General features: G+C 54.4%; 9 protein-coding genes and 1 pseudogene. 8 read left to right on the forward strand and 2 right to left on the reverse strand.

Going from position 1 to position 17,997, the window contains the following annotated elements:
- Positions 1-122: 122 nt before the first annotated feature.
- Positions 123-482 carry a hypothetical protein gene (locus tag HYD27_RS30030; RefSeq protein ID WP_219221460.1) on the reverse strand — a complete coding sequence of 120 codons (360 nt, stop codon included), beginning with the start codon at positions 480-482 and terminating at the stop codon, positions 123-125.
- Positions 483-639: 157 nt separating this feature from the next.
- Here HYD27_RS30030 and HYD27_RS30035 point away from each other — a divergent pair, with 157 nt between their 5' ends.
- Positions 640-3,465 carry a glycoside hydrolase family 3 protein gene (locus HYD27_RS30035; RefSeq protein WP_219221461.1) on the forward strand — a complete coding sequence of 942 codons (2,826 nt, stop codon included), beginning with the start codon at positions 640-642 and terminating at the stop codon, positions 3,463-3,465.
- 217 nt (positions 3,466-3,682) lie between these two features.
- Here HYD27_RS30035 and HYD27_RS30040 read toward each other — a convergent pair whose 3' ends face one another.
- The gene (locus HYD27_RS30040) at positions 3,683-4,957 is read right to left on the reverse strand and encodes a helix-turn-helix domain-containing protein (RefSeq protein WP_219221462.1); all 1,275 of its coding nucleotides are present in this window, start codon (positions 4,955-4,957) and stop codon (positions 3,683-3,685) included.
- Positions 4,958-5,070: 113 nt separating this feature from the next.
- Between HYD27_RS30040 and HYD27_RS30045 the strand changes: the two genes are divergently transcribed.
- The 7 genes and pseudogenes from HYD27_RS30045 to HYD27_RS30075 all read left to right on the forward strand — a co-directional run bounded on the left by HYD27_RS30045 (position 5,071) and on the right by HYD27_RS30075 (position 17,813).
- Complete coding sequence (locus tag HYD27_RS30045) at positions 5,071-7,353, forward strand: glycoside hydrolase family 3 C-terminal domain-containing protein (RefSeq protein ID WP_219221463.1); 2,283 nt, start codon at positions 5,071-5,073, stop codon at positions 7,351-7,353.
- 247 nt (positions 7,354-7,600) lie between these two features.
- Positions 7,601-8,961, forward strand: a pseudogene (locus HYD27_RS30050) (glycoside hydrolase family 30 protein).
- Between the two features lie 1,826 nt (positions 8,962-10,787).
- Positions 10,788-11,651 carry an aldo/keto reductase gene (locus tag HYD27_RS30055; RefSeq protein ID WP_219221464.1) on the forward strand — a complete coding sequence of 288 codons (864 nt, stop codon included), beginning with the start codon at positions 10,788-10,790 and terminating at the stop codon, positions 11,649-11,651.
- A gap of 881 nt (positions 11,652-12,532) precedes the next feature.
- Complete coding sequence (locus HYD27_RS30060) at positions 12,533-14,002, forward strand: PTS mannitol transporter subunit IIBC (protein ID WP_219221465.1); 1,470 nt, start codon at positions 12,533-12,535, stop codon at positions 14,000-14,002.
- A gap of 148 nt (positions 14,003-14,150) precedes the next feature.
- Positions 14,151-16,217, forward strand: coding sequence for a BglG family transcription antiterminator (locus HYD27_RS30065; protein WP_219221466.1), 2,067 nt, complete (start codon positions 14,151-14,153; stop codon positions 16,215-16,217).
- 16 nt (positions 16,218-16,233) lie between these two features.
- The gene (locus HYD27_RS30070) at positions 16,234-16,668 is read left to right on the forward strand and encodes a PTS mannitol transporter subunit IIA (protein ID WP_219221467.1); all 435 of its coding nucleotides are present in this window, start codon (positions 16,234-16,236) and stop codon (positions 16,666-16,668) included.
- On the forward strand, positions 16,668-17,813 hold the full coding sequence (locus tag HYD27_RS30075) for a mannitol-1-phosphate 5-dehydrogenase (protein WP_219221468.1): 1,146 nt from the start codon (positions 16,668-16,670) through the stop codon (positions 17,811-17,813). Before HYD27_RS30070 ends, HYD27_RS30075 begins: the two co-directional genes overlap by 1 nt.
- The last annotated feature ends 184 nt before the right edge of the window (positions 17,814-17,997 follow it).

Raw genomic sequence — 17,997 nt, forward strand, 5'->3', positions numbered from 1 at the left:
GGCTGATTCGTCGAATGTCTTCGGGACTCATTTCTGCTCTCCTCCTTCCAGCTAGGTATATATATGTTTAGAGTATTATTTACCCATTATCTGGATGGGGGTAACAGAGAGGACCTAAGTAGTTACAAAATGCCGTTGTTGGAGCGTCCTAGGCGGCGAGGGCTGGAAATAACGGCAGAAATGCCGTTGTTGGAGCGTCCTAGGCGGCGAGGGCTGGAAATAACGGCAAAAATGCCGTTGTTGGAGCGTCCCGGGCAGCGAGGGAGGGGAACAACGGCAAAAATGCCGTTATTGGAGCGTCCCGGGCGGCGAGGGCTGGAAATAACGGCAGAAATGCCGTTGTTGGAGCAGCCTAGGCGGCGAGGGAGGGGAACAACGGCAGAAATGCCGTTATTGGAGCAGCCTAGGCGGCGAGGGCCGGAAATAACGGCAAAAATGCCGTTTTTCCTCCACGGGACGCCGGGACATACTTGCTCCACCATAGTCTCTTCCCCGGAAGAAGCTGCCCGTTCAAATCTCTAATTATGAACTGGTTTTTCGGTCAATTGTTCAGGTGTTGCTTCCGGCGGGAATCTTTTATGATGAGGAAGATAGGTGAAACCGTTATCATTAAGACGATTAAAAGGAGTGTTACTTAAATTGGAAACCGCGGCATATCCCTTTGGGCAAATTGAATTACCGCTGAATGAACGCGTGCAGGACCTGCTCTCCAGATTAACGCTGGATGAGAAGGTAAGCCTGATGCCCCAATATCAAGCAGCCATCGAACGTTTGGGAGTGGGCGGCTATAAGCACGGTACGGAAGGGGCGCACGGCATTTCCTGGCTGGGCAGAGCCACCTATTTTCCGCAGCCGAGCGGCTTGGCCTGCACCTGGAACCCGGAGCTGCTGCACAAGATCGGTGAAGCGATTGGCGATGAAGCCAGAGCCTTTTACCGGAAAAATCCCACAGTTAACGGCCTCACCCTCTGGGCGCCGACCGTAGATATGGAGCGTGATCCGCGCTGGGGCAGAACGGAAGAAGCTTACGGCGAAGATCCGACCCTGACCGGCCGTCTCAGCACTTCCCTCGTGAAGGGGATTCAAGGCGATCACCCCAAGTATTTGAAAGCGGTAGCAACGCTGAAGCATTTCCTCGGCAACAACAATGAGATTGACCGCGGGGTGGCTTCGTCCAGCATTGATCCGCGCAATATGCGCGAGTATTATCTGGAGGCGTTCAAACCTGCCTTCAAGGAAGGCGGGGCGCAGTCGATGATGACCGCCTACAACTCGGTGAACGGGGTACCGGTAATTCTGCACCCGGCGGTCATGGACATTGTGAAGGGCGAATGGGAAATGGACGGCTTCATTGTGAGCGATGCCGGAGATTTGTTCGGGATTGTGAAGGACCACAAATATTATGAATCGTTCGCCCGGTCCATGGCGGAATCGATCAAGAACGGCATTGACAGTGTAACCGACGAAACGGAAGAGACGATTAAGGTGATTCATCAGGCTTTGAATGAAGGACTGCTGGCCGAGGCGGATTTGGACCGTGCACTTTTCAATACATTCCGGGTCCGTTTCCGTCTGGGCGAGTTCGATCCCGAGGAAGGCAATCCGTATGCCGCCATCGACGATTCCGTGATTCTCAGCAAAGAGCACAGCGAGCTGTCCCTGGAAGCTGCGAAGCAGTCCATCGTGCTGCTGAAGAACGACAATCATACCCTTCCACTGAGCAAAACAGAGCTGTCCAAAGTCGCTGTTATCGGGCCGCTGGCGGATGAAGCCTTCAGAGACTGGTATTCCGGCACCTTGGCTTATGGCGTGACCCCGCTTCAGGGTGTGACGAAGAAGCTTGCCGGGAAGCGGGTGACTTTTGAGAGCGGGGACGACCGGATTATTCTGACTTCGGCGGCGAGCGGCAAGGCTGTGGGAATGACCGGCGAGGACGGCAGATTGGCCGTGCTGCATGATACACCGGAGTGCGGAGAATTGTTCCGCCATACGGCCTGGGGCTGGACCGCCCATACGCTGGAGGCTGCGAGCCGGGGACAATACGTTACGCTGAGCGATGCGGATACGCTGACAGCTTCAGCGGATGAAATCTACGGGTGGTATGTGAAGGAATCACTGAATCTGGTGCCGGAAGACGGGGGAGCGGTGAGCCTGCGAACCTGGAACGACAAGCTGATCTCCATTGATGCAGAGGATGGCACACTCCGGGCTACCGATCAGGATGCGGGTGCCGAAGAACGCACTTTTAACAGAAATGTCATTGTAAACGGTGTGGAAGCGGCAGTCCAGGCTGCCCGGGCTGCAGAGGTCGCAGTCGTGTTCGTCGGCAACCATCCGCTGCTGAACGGCAAGGAGGAAATCGACAGACCGGATATTGTGCTGCCGGAAGAGCAGGAACGTCTGGTCAAAGCGGTGTATGCAGCCAATCCAAATACCGTTGTGGTTATTGTGGGCAGCTATCCGATCTCCTCTACCTGGATCGATGAGAATATTCCGGCGGTTTTGTTTACCTCCCATAGCGGACAGGAGCTCGGCAATGCGGTCGCGGATGTTTTGTTCGGCGACTACAGCCCGTCGGGCAAGCTCAATATGACCTGGTACCGTTCCGTGGATCAGCTTCCCGAATTCATGGATTATGATATTATCAAAGGCAAAAGAACCTACATGTACTTTGACGGCGAGCCGCTGTATCCATTTGGTCATGGCTTAAGCTATGCGCAGGTCGCTTACCGCAATCTTTTGCTGGCGGAGAGCGAGCTGAAGCAGGATGGAACGATCAAGCTGACGGTAGAAGTCGAGAATACCGGCACGGTAGACAGCAGCGAGGTGGTTCAGCTCTACATCCGCGCCTTGTCCTCCCGGGTGAAGCGTCCGCTGAAGCAGCTCAAGGGTTTTGAAAAGATTCAGCTCGCCGCAGGGCAAACGCAGACCGCAGCCTTCACTGTGCCGGTGGCCGAGCTGGCCTTCTGGGATGTGACGCGTGAGCAATATTGTGTGGAAACCGGGGAATACGAGATTATGGTCGGCCGCTCCTCCGGTGACATCAAGCTGAACGGACGGGTTCATGTGCAGGGCGAAACTGTTCCCGCGCGCGATCTCTATTCCACTGTCAAAGCCGAGAATTATGATGACTACGAGAAAGTGTATCTGAATGAATGCAAGGCGGGCGGCGCATCCATTCACGGGACAGCGGATGGAGCCTGGATTGCCTTCAAGGATGCGGAGTTCGCACAGGGTGCAGCAGAATTCGAGGCTCTTGTATCCTCCGCCAAGGGTGGAAGTATAGAAATCCGGACCGGAGGTCCGGCCGGGAAATTGGCAGGTACGCTGGAGGTTCCGGCAGGCGGCGCTCTACAGGAATGGAAAAGCCTGTCCGTTCCTGCAGCCATTGAAGCCGCCAATACGGATGTCTATCTGATCTTCGGCGGCGAGGTTCTGCTGAGCCGTTTCCATTTTAGCGCATAGAATCAATACGATATGTCCCCGCATGTTCTGAGAAGTCAGAGGCTGCGGGGCATTTTTGCATGTCTTGGAAGCCATTTCCCGAAAGTCACGGATGCACGGTTGACGGAGATTTCAAGTAGGTCCGGCGGATACGGGGAAATTTGGAGGGGGGCGGATAAAGTCTGCGATTGCAGATTTCTGGCGGGATTAAATAGTCCGGCCAAGTACTTGTCGCCTATCAGATGATCCCCCGGTCATGCCGGAACTGCCTGGGCGTCATACCGGTATACTTCTTGAACACTTTGGTGAAATAGCTCTGGTCGTTGAAATGAAGCCGGATGGCGATATCCGACAGGGAAACGCCGGGCAGCTCCATCAGACGTTTGGCCTCTTCGATCCGTTCCCGCCGGATGTAATCACTGACGGTAAAACCCGTTTCCTTCTTGAACTGCTGGGAAAGGTAGCTGGCATTCTGTCCGACAACCCCGGCAAGCCTGCCCAGGGTAAGCTCCTCATACAAATGATTGAAAATATAATTCTGGCACAGCGCCGGGGTGCGGGAGAGCTTGGACCTGCGGCTATCCTTCACTTGGTCGGCGAAATCGCACAGGGCGGCAAGCTGGGCGCGGTCCACTGCCGGAATATCGTGCAGTTCTTCAATATGCTGTATATGAAAATCGCTCAGCGTGTAGGCAATCTCCCAGAACAGGCCTCCGTCAATGGCCGCGCGGGTCGCAAGCGTGATGGAGGAGACGGCGAGATTCTTTTTGCTGCGAAGCTGGCTTTTTTTGGAGAGCAGCCCGAATTGGTCTTCGGGAAATCCGGCATGAGCCTGCAGCAGCCCGTCCTTGTCCCCGTTGCGGATGTGCCGGAACAGCTCGCGCTCTTGGCTTGGATCATGATGCAGCCAGGTATTCTCGCGCCGGTAGGACAGATTCAGATCAGGCCCGCTGTCTTCAAGCTGCACAGGCCGGAGCGCCTGTGATTCCGGCAGCAGCTCGCTGATCGGCAGAGCCTGGCCGGTGACAAGCGTGTGCAGCAGCATTGCCGCATGATAGAGCCGCATCCGGTCCAGCACGGGAAGCCCGCGGTAATATTGGAGCCAGCCCTCCTGCCGTCCCGGCGGAAGGTTATGGTCACGCAGCAGGCTTGCTGCGTTCTCTTCCGTCAAGGAGGCATAGAGCGAAGGCCCGAGGACGATGCTTCCGGCATGCTCCGGTGCTCCGGCAAGAGGGAGAATGATGAAATTTTCGAGGTAAGCTGTGGTGCGGATAAGCGGAACCGCAGCCTTCACCGCAGCCTGTCCGCTGCCCGCTGCATCTTGCGTAATCTCCAATACTTCGGCCAGCAGCCGTTTGCCGTCTTCAACAGGAGGCCGGGCCCCGTAAGCTTGAGGCAGTGCCTGCTCTGCGGCACCCTCCGTATTCAGCCAAACGGCCGGAATCCGGTACGCCTCATACATCAGCCTGCAAATATACGGTATCCGTTCATTTTCCTCTATATTATCCAGCATCTTCTTTGACCTCCCAATCCAATGAAAATACCAATAATACAATCATAATGCCATAAATCCGCCGGAAAGTATAATAGAATGGAGAAAAGAAAGCACTTTCAAGGAGGCTTATTATGGCAACTGACATTCATAACCTCATCTCGCAAATGACGCTTGAAGAGAAGGCCGGGCTTTGCTCCGGACTGGACTTCTGGCATACCAAAGGCATTGAGCGGCTGGGTATTCCATCGCTCATGATGACTGACGGGCCGCATGGCCTGCGCAAGCAAAAAGACAGCGCTGACCATCTCGGCCTTCATAACAGTGTGCCAGCAACCTGCTTCCCTTCGGCGGCGGGACTTGCTTCCAGCTGGAACCGGGAGCTGATCCGCCGGGTCGGTGAGGCGCTGGGTGCCGAATGCCAGGCGGAGGAAGTGGCCGTCCTGCTGGGACCGGGTACGAATATCAAACGTTCGCCGCTGAACGGGCGGAATTTCGAATATTTTTCGGAGGACCCCTATTTGTCTTCGGAGATGGCCGCCAATCATATCAAGGGCGTGCAAAGTCAGGGCGTCGGTACGTCACTCAAGCATTTTGCCGCCAATAACCAGGAGCACCGCAGAATGTCCACAGATGCCGTAATCGATGAGCGGACACTGCGGGAGATTTATCTGGCGAGCTTCGAAGGCGCGGTGAAGCAGAGCCGGCCGTGGAGTGTAATGTGCTCCTACAACCGGGTCAATGGGGAATATGCTTCGGAGAACGAAGCTTTGCTGACACGGATTCTCCGGGACGAGTGGGGGTTTGACGGCTTCGTGGTGTCCGACTGGGGCGCGGTGAATGAGCGGGTGAAGGCGCTGCAGGCCGGGCTTGAGCTGGAAATGCCTTCAAGCGGAGGAATCGGCGACGCCGCAATCGTTGCTGCCGTGAACAGCGGCCAGCTGTCTATGGAGACGCTGGATCTTGCGGTGGAGCGGCTGCTGTCTTTTATTTGCGAGAGAGCGGCAAACCGTAAAGGGAACATTTCGTTTGATCCGGAGCAGCATCACCGTCTGGCGCGTGAGGCTGCCCGGGAGAGCATGGTGCTGCTGAAGAATGAAGACAGCATTCTGCCGCTGGCCCGGGAAGGCACACTTGCGGTCATCGGTGAATTCGCCAAGCAGCCGCGTTATCAGGGCGGCGGCAGCTCGCATGTGCATCCGACGAAGCTGGACGATGCGTTTGCCGAACTGCAGGCAGTGGCGGGAGATTCGGCAAGCTTCCTATATGCACAGGGATATGAGCTGGGCAGCGATGAGATTGACGAAGGGCTTCTGCGGGAAGCGCGCGAGACGTCGGCGAAGTCGGATGCTGCGGTGCTGTTCCTTGGCCTGCCGGACAGCTACGAGTCCGAGGGCTATGACCGGAGCCATCTGTCACTGCCCGCAAGCTATATCGCACTGATTGAGACGGTGGCCGAGGTTCAGAATAATATTATCGTGGTGCTGAGCAACGGTTCTCCGGTGGAAATGCCCTGGATCGGCAAGACAAAGGCGGTTCTGGAAGGCTATCTGGGCGGGCAGGCCTTTGGGGGAGCGGTTGCCGACCTGCTGTTTGGCGTTGTGAGTCCAAGCGGCAAGCTGGCCGAAACATTTCCATTGAAGCTGAGCGACAACCCGTCGTTCCTGAATTTCCCGGGTGAAGGCGACAAGGTGGAGTACAGGGAAGGCCTGTTCGTCGGCTACCGCTATTATGACAAAAAAGAGCTGGAGCCGCTTTTCCCGTTCGGCTTTGGCCTGAGCTACACCGAATTCGAGTACAGCGGGCTGAAACTGGATAAGACCGGCATGGACGATACGGAAACCGTGCAGGCCAGCGTAACCGTGAAGAATACCGGCAGCCGGACCGGCCGGGAGATCGTGCAGCTCTATGTCGGCGATCTGGAGAGCAGTGTCATCCGTCCGCTGCAGGAGCTGAAGGGCTTCCAAAAGGTGGAGCTGCAGCCGGGGGAAGCGCGGGAGATATCCTTTACGCTGGATAAACGTGCTTTTGCCTATTACAATGTGGAGCTTGGCGATTGGCATGTGGAGAGCGGGGCCTTCCGTATTGCTGTAGGCTCCTCTTCCCGCGATATCCGTCTGAGCGCTTTGCTGGAGGTGGCATCCACAACCCAAATCACAGTGGACATCCACCGGAATACTACCGTCGGCGAACTGCTGGATAATCCGCTTACCGCAGAGACCGCGAAGAAATTCAGCAGCATTTTTGGGCTGGAGGATGCAATGGAGGATAATCCGGACATGTATCTCGCGATGATGAAATATATGCCGCTGCGGGCTATGATCGGGTTCGGCCAGGGAAAATACACGGAGGCTGATTTGACTCGGGATCTGCACGAGCTGAATGCGCTGGCGGCGCCGAAGCAGTTGCAGAGCTGAGCATGAGTGTTCATGACGGGCGAAGCGAAGCTCAATGAGAAAGCAAGCAGCGGCCGGTATTGTGGACCGCTGCTTAAATATATTTCCGAGGTTAAAATAGTCCAATTGCAGATTGCCGGATTGTCCAATTCATCAGGGGATGCAAGAGTTATGATGAAAGCGCAACCAATTTTACAGTACCGCCTGACCCGGCGAACCGGTCCGGGCCTGCTGCTGAATACTTAAGTCCAGATGGAGGGTGCACATAATGACAAATATACAGCTTAAATGGTTCTCCAGCACAGAGCAGGCACTTTGGACAGACCGTGAGGTGCCCGAGGCGGAAGCTCCTGGCGGGGAGAGTGCTGCTCCGGCTAATCTGACAATTACAGATGATGCCTGCCAGACGCTGGAAGGCTTCGGCGGCTGCTTCAATGAACTGGGTTATGCCGCGCTCTGCCGCCTGCCGGATGAAGAACGGGCAAGGGTCATGCACGATCTGTTCCATCCCGATGGAGAGCAACGGTTCAGTATTTGCCGTCTGCCGATCGGAGCCAGTGATTATGCGCTGGAATGGTACAGCCTGAACGAGACGGACGGCGATTACGCCATGGAGCATTTCTCCATTGAACGTGACCGGCAGCTGCTGATTCCCTATATCAAGGAAGCCCTGGCATTGAACCCGGAGTTGAAATTGTTCGCTTCCCCCTGGAGTCCGCCGACTTGGATGAAGGCACCCAAGGCTTATAATTACGGCACACTCCGCTCGGAGCCGGAGATTCTTGCCGCTTATGCCCTTTACTTCGTGAAGTTCGTCGAGGCTTACCGGGCAGAGGGAATTACCATACATCAGGTGCATGTGCAGAACGAAGTGGTGGCCGGTCAGAAATTCCCGTCCTGTGTCTGGACCGGAGACCAGCTGAGAATATTTATCCGCGATTATCTGGGACCGGCCTTTGAGCGCTATGGGCTGGAGACGGAAATCTGGCTGGGCACCATCAACGCCCCGGAGCCGTGGGATGAATGGCTGAAAAAGAAAGCCAGCGATCATGATGCCTTTGCCGGTGTGGTGCTTGGTGATCCTGAGGCTTACAAATACGTCGCAGGCGTTGGCTATCAGTGGGCCGGCAAGCATGCGATCCAGCGTACGGTGCAGAGCTACCCGGAGCTGCGGTACATGCAGACGGAGAACGAATGCGGCGATGGTGAGAACACCTGATTTTACGCCAAATATATATTTAACCTGTATCAGCATTACTTCACAAACGGAGTGAATGCCTATATTTACTGGAATATGGCGCTTGCCCCGAAAGGGCGCAGCACATGGGGCTGGGAGCAGAACTCCATGCTGACCATTGATCCTGCCATGGGCAGGCTACCCGTAATCCGGAGTACTACGTGATGAAGCATTTCTCCCGCTTCGCCGCGCCGGGCTCGGTAAGGCTGGGGCTGAAGGGACCGTGGAGCGGCCATGCCGTCGCATTCCGCACGCCGGAGGGCGGGCTGATGCTGGTTATTGCCAACCCGTACAGGGAGGCGCGGATGCTGCGCTTGCACAGCGGGTCCTCGCTTCATTCCTTCCAGCTTGAAGCAGACTCCTTTCATACCTTTGTCATCGGGTATTTTTGAGCATAGCTATATTTCAACGAACTAACGTCCGGCTGTTACAGGGCGTTAGTTTTTTGCTGCTATATAATCAATCTGCCTTGGGATAAACTACGGCAAATGAAGCAAGGGGGCTGGCGCACTCAATGTTTGCCAAATGGATGATGAAGCTGTCGGGTTTCGGGACGGGAGGTCGCAGCGAAGGAGGAGCTTGAACTTCCGCCTTGGGGAGTTCTGATTCTGCTGGAGCAGCAGACGGCATAGAGGGTTGCCTTTCAAACGGGGATTTTCTAATATTGGAGTGGATAAGACAGGTATGAAGTTAGAGGGAAATTGTAATGCGCCTTAATCGTGCTGAATGGTGCGGAGTCTGCTGAATCGCACTGAGTTGTGCGGAGTTTGCTGAGCCGTGCTAAGTCTGCAGAGTTTGCTGAATTGTGCGGAGTTTGCTGAGCCGTGCTAAATGGTGCGGAGTTTGTGGATTCTATGTTTTGCAGGGAGGAAGCGGGAATAGAGCAGGTCCAACCGAGGCCGCTATTGGGGCAGGGACATGTAGTGGAATGGAGTGAATGAAGTGAATGAAGTGGAATTCGTAAGAATTAGTACATTTAATTGGACGGAAAAGTCTTAAAGAAATCGTGGGAAAAAGCTGGCTTCATCTAAAAATTAGGGGCCGGCATTAAGTGCGAACACAGCGGAGGGTCAGAGGAATTCCGGAGAAACGAAAGTGTTCGCTTTTAAAGCCCGGTTTCAACCTGCAATCCTATTCCAATGAGGAAACCGGGCTATAACAGCGGCCGGAAGAACCATCTGAGCCCGCAGCGGACTTCATTCACATCGTCAACCGCTGATTTTGGTGTTGAGCCAAAAAGGTAATTAAATGTATTGGAATGGAACCGGAGAACCTGAAAAAGCTGATGAAACGCAAGGAGATTCATAGGGAACGGAAGCGAAGTGGAAAAAGTAACACTAATGGGCTGGAATCCTGGCTTGAACGGGCTTTAGTGGGATTTTGTACACTTCGTGGAGGCCCGTTCACCCCATACGGCTGATTTCGGCCGAATTAGTTGTACTTTTTCCCACTAGAGATGATCCAGGATCGGAATGCGCTGGATTAGTTGTACTTTTTCCCACTAGGGATGAGCCGGGATCGGAATGTGCTGCCTTAGTGTTCCTTTTTACCACTAAAATGGCTGCCCTTTTAATGAATGTGTTTCAAGTTCATCTTAATGTAGGCGTATTCCTCTGCAAGGGGGCGAAACGGATCGGTTAGGTCTCCTTTTTCCCGCTAACGCAAGCGAAAAAGGGAAAGTGGGGATTAAGTTTCCTTTTTCAGACGGTTGAGAAAGTAGCTTTTTGGAGGAGATCGGAATAACCTTTGATTTATAAGGCGTTTTCTAATCGGAAATCATTAAAATTCGGGTTTCTCAACAGTCTGACTTTTTCCACTTGGGCTTAGGCCGCCGGGTCTGAGCAGGAAGGTCTGGTGGGATCGGGGAGGAAGAGCTTCAGCCGGCCAGGGGAACCGGAGAGCCGGGGAACCGCAGCCAGCCTTACACCTGAAATGCAAACAGCTGCGCTGCCCGGTCAAGGACGGCGTAGCCGTTTTGTTTTTTTTACACAGGTGGAGATACAGCAAAGAAGAACAATACTGTATAGCTGGGAAATGCCCCGGACTATCTGTATCGTAATGATTCTTGGGGAAGCTGCCGGACGCAAAATACTTGACTGATTTGCTGCGAATTAATGAAATGGACATCTGTACGATGTTTCGAAAAGGGCAACATGGTAAGTATATATAGTAGGTATATTTAAGTAATTCAATCCAAGAGTTAAGGGAGACTTTCACAATGAATACAAATACATCTGATGTCACCACGCTGAAGGACGGAACGCCCGTAGCGAAAATTGGCCAGGGAACCTGGAACATGGGCGAGAGCAAGGCCGCGCGGGACGAGGAGATTGCCGCCTTGAGGCTGGGGGTGGAGCTGGGCATGAATCTGATCGACACCGCAGAAATGTACGGGGAGGGACGCTCGGAGGAACTGGTCGGCGAGGCTATCCGGGGTATTCGTGACCAGGTTTTTCTCGTCTCCAAGGTGTATCCGCATAATGCAGGGCTGGACCGGCTGGCCCGCAGCTGTGAAGATAGCCTGAAGCGTCTGGGGACGGATCATCTGGATCTGTACCTTCTGCATTGGCGGGGGAAGGTGCCGCTTCAGGAGACCGTAAAGGGAATGGAAGAGCTGGTAGCCGCCGGGAAAATAGCCCGCTGGGGCGTATCCAATCTGGATACGGAGGATATGCGCGAGCTGCTGCGCATCCCCGGCGGAGACCGCTGCGCTGTGAACCAGGTGCTCTACCATCTGGGCTCAAGAGGCATTGAGCACGAGCTGGTGCCGTGGCAGCGTACCCACAAAATCCCTGTGATGGCGTACTCTCCGCTGGCTCAGGCGGGGTCTCTGAGAAAAGGGCTTACGGAGAACGGGACGGTCCAGGAAATAGCCCGGAATCATGGAGCCACACCGCTGCAGATTCTGCTGGCCTGGAGCATCCGGGAAGGCGATGTCATCGCCATTCCCAAAGCTTCCTCGCGCGAGCATGTCGCCGAGAATGCCGCAGCGGCCAAAATCCGGCTGAGCGACGAGGAATGCTGGAAGCTCGATGACGCATTCCCGCAGCCGGCCTGGAAGGTGCCGCTGGATATGATTTGAGTGGCTTTAAGCTGAAGGCTGTCCGCTGCTGCGGACGGTCTTTTTTTGTTCAAAGATAAGATTTTATATGTTCACGCTAGAAGTGGAGTGGAATGGGAAGGAAGTGAAATGGAATGAGTGCACTTACATGGACGGAAAAGCTTGCGGTAGAGAGAATAGCGGTAAAAAGGTAGCTTGTTTTAAGCGATCTCCCTGTAAGGGGGGGAATCGGATGATTTAGGTTTCCTTTTTCCCACTAACGCTTGCGACAAAGGGGATATGGGGAGAATAAGTTTACCTTTTCCACTTGGGTGGACTTTTCTCCGGGTTTCAGCAGGCCGCCTTACACCTGAAATCCCAGACAGCTACATTGTCCAAGGAAGGACGGCGTAACCTTTATGTTCTGCGCTTGGCGGCGCATCGCGGCAACGGGTCTGCTTCCCGGGTACACCGCGAGGCGTATGAAGCACACAGCTAACCCCATAGTGCGCTGGTTTTACAACAGCCTCAGCCGCTGTATTCCTGATCTGTATGGAGAAATTCCGATTTATATTATGGAATTTGGAGCATGCTATACTGACGGCGGACGGACAGCATGGCGGCAGACCGGAAACGGACGGATTTTATCCATAAGTAACTGATTCATGCTTCAAACGGCGGGGGTCTTGCGGTAAAATGCGGGCTTCCGTTTTTGCTCTATAGGCCGTTTGCAGCAGAAAAATGCCGGTAAATAGCCCTTTGGCAGGAACTCTTAAATGTTGTCAACAATGTTCATGACGAAACCGTGTTTTCAATTTGATGACAAAGAAAGCGCTTTGATTTACGATGTGTGCATAGGGGATAACCTTTCAGGAGCTTCGGGATGGGGCATCCCATTTACTAATATTAAGGGGGCATTTCAAATGGCCACAACGGCAACAACGAAAACTTCATCCGGTGGTGTAAGGGTGAAGGTTCAACAATTCGGCCGCATGCTCAGCGGTATGGTTATGCCGAACATCGGCGCTTTTATCGCCTGGGGATTAATTACGGCTTTATTCATTCCGACGGGCTGGTTACCAAATAAAGATCTGGCAATGCTGGTTGACCCAATGATCAAGTTCCTTCTGCCGCTTCTGATTGGTTATACGGGAGGACAGATGGTGGGCGGCAAGCGCGGTGGTGTCATCGGCGCCATTGCGACTATGGGAGTTATCGTCGGGGCAGATATCCCGATGTTCCTGGGAGCAATGATTGTCGGTCCACTGGCGGGCTGGGTGCTGAGAGTCTTCGACCGTGCGGTTGAAGGAAAAATCAAGGCAGGCTTTGAAATGCTGGTCAACAACTTCTCACTTGGGATTATCGGCGGTGCCCTGACGCTGGGAGCTTACAAAGGGATCGGGCCGCTGGTTCAGGGACTGACCAATATCTTGTCGGACGGCGTTGAAATTCTCGTCAACCACAACCTGCTGCCGCTGGTTAATATCATTATCGAACCGGCCAAGGTATTGTTCCTGAACAATGCGATCAACCACGGGATTTTAAGTCCCATCGCTGCTGAAGAATCGGCGCGGATCGGGAAATCCATCCTGTTCATGCTGGAATCCAACCCTGGTCCAGGTCTTGGTATCCTGCTTGCTTACTGGCTGGTTGGTAAAGGTTCGGCCAAATCATCCGCTCCCGGTGCGGTTATCATTCACTTTCTTGGCGGGATCCATGAAATTTACTTCCCGTATATCCTGATGAATCCGCGTTTGATCTTGGCAGTCATCGGCGGCGGCGTGAGCGGCACCTTCACCTTCCAGTTTCTTGGTGCGGGACTTACCGCTTCACCATCGCCGGGCAGTATCTTCGCCTACCTTGCCATGACACCTAAGGGCGGTTACGGTCCGATGCTTGCCGGTGTTGTTGTAGCGACAGTTGTTTCCTTCGTGATTGCTGCGCTTCTGCTCAAGACAAGCAGCAAAAACAACGAGGAAGAAGCCGATCTGGAAGAAGCCTCTGCCAAAATGCGTAATCTGAAAGCTGCCGGTTCTGCAGTTAACCCTGCAGCAGCAAATGCTGCAGCTACAGCAAATGTAATTACTCCTAATACAGCGGCCAATGTGCGCAACAAGGCAGATGTGCATAAAATCGTATTTGCTTGCGACGCCGGTATGGGCTCCAGCGCCATGGGGGCTTCCGTGCTTCGGAAGAAGCTGCAAAATGCAGGGATCAATATCACGGTTGTCAATTCGGCGGTCAGTGAAATTCCTGCCGATGCCGACATTGTAGTGACGCAGAAAACATTGACAGAGCGTGCGATTGCGAGCAATCCGGAGGCGGAGCATATCTCAATTGACAATTTCCTGAAGAGCCCGAAATATGACGAGCTTGTGGAACGTTTGAAATAAGAAAGAACGGTGTACAAATAGCGTATAAGCTGAACTTAAGAATTGGGCAACCAATGGATCCGCAAGTTCGCTCTGTATAATGCTAAATTAGGAGACGCTGGCCCTCAAGCCAGCGTTTGTCTCCAGTTAAGGCGAGGGTTCAAGGGGTATGAGGAAAATCACCGCCAGACAGCGCCAGATTCTATGGATTCTCTTGGGCGTAAATGAAGAGATCACCGCCGCTGAAATTGCCGAGTCCACCGGGGTGAGCGTGAGAACCGTTCACCGGGAGATGGAGGACATCGGGAAGCTGCTGGGAGAATTCGGGCTTGATCTGATCAGAAAATCAGGAAAAGGCATTGCTTTGAGCGGCCCCGAGGCCGGTCTTGCGGAGCTGCGCCTGTTCTTGCGGGAAGAAAAGCCGGCGGAGTATTCCGGGGAGGACCGCAAAATCTATGAGCTGTGTGCGCTGCTGGAGGCCGAAGAGCCGGTGAAGCTGTTCACGCTGGCCCATTCGCTGAAAGTAACGGTAGCTTCCATCAGCTATGATCTGGATGAGCTGGAGCCGTGGGTGCGCAAATTCGGTCTTGAACTGGTCCGCAGGAGAGGCTACGGTGTGGAAATCACCGGCCTGGAGGTCGACAAGCGCCGGGCCATCTGCCGCTTGGCCGCAGAGCACCTTGATCTGTCCGATCTGGTAGGCCATACGCCGCAGACTGAGAGTAATCCGGTCTTCCGCATACTTCTGACTACAGTGGGCAAAGCAAGCCTAATGAGTGTGGAAAGCATGCTGTGGGACATGGAATGGAAGTGGACTGCCGAGCTTCCGGAAATTGTCTACATGGAAATGCTGCTGGGCTTGGCCGTAACCGCGAGGCGGATCGAGATTGGCCGGGGCATGGACGCCGTTGAAGAAGCCGGGTATTCCCGGATGTCCGATCACCGCAACATTGCCGGCGCCGAGCAGTTTGTGAAGCGGCTTGAAGCGGCATTAGGCCGGGAGTTTCCCCGGGCGGAAATTCTCTACATTGCCGGATTGTTCGACCGGGTGCAGGAGTCATTCTCCGCAAGCGGTTTTGCTTATGGTGACATAGAGCTTATGGAGATCGTTTACCGGCTGACAGAGAGTGTGGTCAAACGTACAGGGCTGCCGTTCCAGAGCGACCGCTCCCTGCGGGAAGGATTGCTGGAGCATATGGAACCCGCGCTGAAGCGCATCCGTGAGGGCACACGTATCCGCAATCCTCTGCTTGGGCCCATCCGTAAGGACTATGAATATTTATTCGGAGTTGTCCGGGCGGCCGTAGGGGACATGAAGCTGGAGCTTACGATTCCCGATGAAGAAGTCGGTTTTCTGGTAATGCATTTTGGAGCATCGGTGGAGAGGCTGAACCAGCTGAGGCGCAATGTCCGGGCGATTCTGGTCTGTGCCAGCGGCCTCAGCTCCTCCCGGCTGCTGGCCACAAGGCTGGCCAAGGAAATGCCGCAGATTGAGGTTCTCGGCAATATCTCCTGGTATGAGGCCGCGCGTCTGCCGGATGTGGATTATGATCTGATTATTTCAACGATTGATCTGCCGATCGACAAGGACCGCTATATCAAAATCAGCCCTTTGCTTACAGGGGAAGAGATAGAGAAGCTGCTGAATTATATACAGAATATCACGCTGAAGGAACGGGAGCCGGCCCCATCCGGCGGTTCCGACCGGAACGTACGCGAGGAAGGCGCCCTGGACCGGCTTAAGAGCTATAAAGGGATACTGGATGAAATAGTCAGCCTGCTGGAGCGCTTCCGGTTCCATTTGCTGGACAACAGCGGCCTGTCTCTATCCGCGACACTCGCAGAGATGCTGGCCCTTTTGAATGGCGCAGGCGTGGTCGGCGATGCCGGCATCCTGCTGGAGCGCCTGCTGGAGCGGGAGCGGATGGCCAGCCAGGTTATCCCGGATACGGGGCTTGCGCTGTTTCATACACGGAGCAGCCATGTCCACAGATCCTCTCTGACGCTGTACCGTTTACGCCAGCCGGTTCTTCTGGAAGGGGACACGGAGGTCCGCGTCATTCTGCTTATGCTGGCCCCGCGCAAGCTGTCCAAGGAAAGTCTGGAGGTGCTCAGCGAGATCAGCGCCCTGCTGCTGAATTCCGAGCTGGTCAAACTGCTGGAGGAACGGACGGAGCCCGAGATCAGGCGATATTTATCATCGGAGCTGCTGCATTTTTTCGAAAATAAAATGTGAAAGTGAGAGAAACCATATGAGTATACTGTCAGAAAACAAAGTAATTATGAACGGTGCCGCCAAAGATAAATACGAAGCGATCACCATGGCGGGAAAGCTGCTCGTCGATGCCGGCCATGTAACTGAGGAATATGTGCCGAAGATGCTGGAGCGTGAAGAGGTAGTATCCACCTACATGGGCGGAGGACTTGCGATTCCCCATGGCACCAAGGAAGCCAGACCTTTCATCAAATCCACCGGTTTGTCTATAATCCGCTTTCCGGACGGTGTGGATTTTGGCGGGGATGAGCCCGCCTTTGTGGTTATCGGCATTGCAGCTGCGGGCGACGGGCATATGGAAGTGCTGACCAATGTGGCGATGATCTTCACGGAAGATGACGCAATTGAACGGGTAATGAACGCACCTACTCCGGCTGATGTTATTGCCATCTTTGAAGGAGGCATGGAGTAATGAAGGCTGTCCATTTCGGTGCGGGCAATATCGGCAGAGGCTTTATCGGCCTGCTGCTGTCGCAGGCGGGTTATGAGGTTTGTTTTGTGGATGTGAATGAAGCGTTTGTGTCCCAGCTGCAGGAGCGCAGAGAGTATCCGGTGACACTGGCCAGTGAAGGCCGGGAAACGGTGACCGTTAAGAATGTGACTGCGCTGAGCAGCGTAACCCATGCAGAGGAAGTGGCTGCGGTCATTGCTGAAGCCGATCTGGTCACCACGGCCGTAGGCGTATCAATCCTGAAGCATATTGCCGGTGTACTGGCTGAGGGCATCCGCAGACGGGTTGCCGTTTCCTCCGCTCCGCTGCATGTGATTGCCTGTGAGAATGCCATCGGCGGCAGCGCCCGGCTCAGGGAGCTGGTGTATGCCAAGCTGGATGAGGAGTCCCGCGCGAAGGCGGATGCCTCTGTAGCTTTTCCGAATGCGGCTGTAGACCGGATTGTGCCGCTGCAGCAGCATGAGGATATTCTCCAAGTTGTTGTAGAGCCCTTCTATGAATGGGTGGTAGATTCTTCGCAGATGATTCCGGGGTACACTCCCGTTGAAGGTGTGCATTATGTGGATAACCTGGAGCCTTACATTGAGCGTAAATTGTTCACGGTGAACACGGGACACTGTTCGGCTGCTTATCTTGGCTACCTGCGCGGTTACGGGACGATCCAGCAGGCCATGGCTGACGGAAGCCTGACCGCTCTGGTGCGTGAAGTGCTTGAGGAAACCGGTGCGGTGCTGATTCAGAAGCATGGCTTCGATGAAGCACAGCACAGCCAATATATTGATAAAATTCTGGAGCGCTTCCGCAATCCGGCACTGACGGACGAAGTCTCCCGTGTGGGCCGCTCGCCGCTGCGCAAGCTGTCGCCGGACGACCGTCTGGTCTCCCCGGCGCTGCAGGCATATGACAGAGGCCTTAGCTATACCGCACTGACCCGTTCCATGGCTGGCGCCCTGTTGTTTGATGTGAAGGATGACCCGGAAGCCGCTCAGCTTCAGGCAGCCATAGCGGAGCTTGGCGTAGAAGCCGCGGTCACGAAATACACAGGCATTTCCGCAGACCACGCGGTGCACCAGTCCGTAATGGCGGAATATGCGAAATTGAAATAAAGTGATCTAAAATAGAGGTCTGATAGTGAAAGATCAAACAACCAATGTGAGCTTCAGGCTGGCTTTAGTTGCATGAAATACATTTAGAGTAAGAATAGGGACTGGAGAGTAATGAAGGCTGGAGCAAGCACCGGCAGAGCTGTTGCCGGGGCTTATTAAAACTTGGGAAAGGGCTTTGTAGCCT

Origin of the sequence: Paenibacillus sp. S150 (genome assembly GCF_019352175.1) — a bacterium.
Taxonomy (GTDB): Bacteria; Bacillota; Bacilli; order Paenibacillales; family Paenibacillaceae; genus Paenibacillus_AQ.